The organism is Microcystis sp. M49636_WE2, from assembly GCF_030065375.1.
Lineage (GTDB): Bacteria > Cyanobacteriota > Cyanobacteriia > Cyanobacteriales > Microcystaceae > Microcystis > Microcystis aeruginosa_C.
Genome location: NZ_JASJFG010000929.1, coordinates 1 through 1,329 on the forward strand (window position 1 = coordinate 1; position 1,329 = coordinate 1,329).

The window sequence follows — 1,329 nt, forward strand, 5'->3', positions numbered from 1 at the left end:
ACTGTTGCAAGGAGTAGAAGTATTATTCCATCAGGCAGCCCAAGCAGGAGTCAGAGCAAGCTGGGGTGATGGATTTCGTCAATATACCGAAAGGAATATAAATGCTACTCAAATTATTCTTGAGGCCGCTAAGGAAACCCCTTCTTTACAACGGATGGTTTTTGCTTCCACTTCCTCGGTGTATGGCAATGCGGAAACGATGCCGACTCCGGAAACCCTCTGTCCCCAACCAGTTTCACCCTACGGCATCACCAAATTAGCGGCAGAAAGACTCTGTTGGCTATATCACCAGAATTTTAACGTTCCCGTCACTGCCTTGCGTTATTTCACCGTTTATGGACCGCGGCAACGTCCCGATATGGCTTTCCATAAGTTTTTTCAAGCAGCGATCGCGGGTAAACCAATCGGCATCTACGGGGATGGCAAACAAACCCGCGATTTTACCTTCATTAGCGATGCTGTAGCCGCTAATTTAGCCGCTGCCGTCGTGCCGGAAGCGGTGGGTGAGGTGTTTAATATTGGTGGTGGCAGTCGCGTGGTTTTACTGGATGTCTTGGATACCATGGAAAAAGTCATCGGTAAACCTATTAAGCGATCGCATCAAGGATTGGCCCGGGGAGATGCCCGTCACACCGCCGCCGATGTCACCAAAGCGCGTACTATTCTAGGTTATAATCCCCAAGTCTCTTTAGCCGAAGGATTAGCCCAAGAATGGCAGTGGATTCAGGGATTATATTGTTAAGTTAATTAGGGTTGGCTGAATATCAGTGGAAGCCTTGCTAAAAAATGGTTTCAGGGTTCCGCTTCCCAGTGCGCGAGGTTATTGTCTGAGTAACGCACAGAAAAGGGGTTTCTCCGAGAAATCCCTTTTCTACTCAAAAACTATCAGATCCCCCCGCCTACCGGCACCCCCCTTATCAAGGGGGGCAGGGGGGATCGAACCTAAAATCCATTTCTAATTTAATTATAACCAGCTACTTAGCTTCACGATCAGTGATTATTGTTTACCGATGACTGAAAAATCTCCCCAACCTCCCACTTAAAAAGGGAAAGAGCTATGCTCCTCCCCTTTTTTTAATAATTTATTCAAGACGATTGTAGATGCACACCAATCGAGGCTGAAATTACATTAAGCCTAATTGAGCAAGGATGCCTTTGTGGGTTAAGTATTCCGTAGCTACGCCAATAACGAAACCGAGCATGGCTAAACGACCATTCCAGTTTTCAGCGAAAGCGGTGAAGCCGAGTTTGTTTTCTTGCTTATCCATGGTGAATTGCCTTCCTATAATAAAATTGCATTTGATTCAAGTGCTTGATATTAAATGTAAC

Annotated in this window: 2 protein-coding genes; one reads left to right on the forward strand and one right to left on the reverse strand. The window is 46.0% G+C overall.

The genetic code is table 11. The features are described 5' to 3' along the window. Positions 1-742: NAD-dependent epimerase/dehydratase family protein (locus tag PX484_RS21245; RefSeq protein WP_288105405.1), on the forward strand; the 742-nt coding region annotated here is incomplete at its 5' end. 382 nt (positions 743-1,124) lie between these two features. On the opposite strand, the gene PX484_RS21250 is transcribed toward PX484_RS21245, so the two are convergent. Continuing rightward, positions 1,125-1,286: a CAB/ELIP/HLIP family chlorophyll-binding protein gene (locus PX484_RS21250; protein WP_487353236.1), complete on the reverse strand. Its 162-nt coding sequence runs from the start codon at positions 1,284-1,286 to the stop codon at positions 1,125-1,127. Positions 1,287-1,329: the final 43 nt, after the last annotated feature.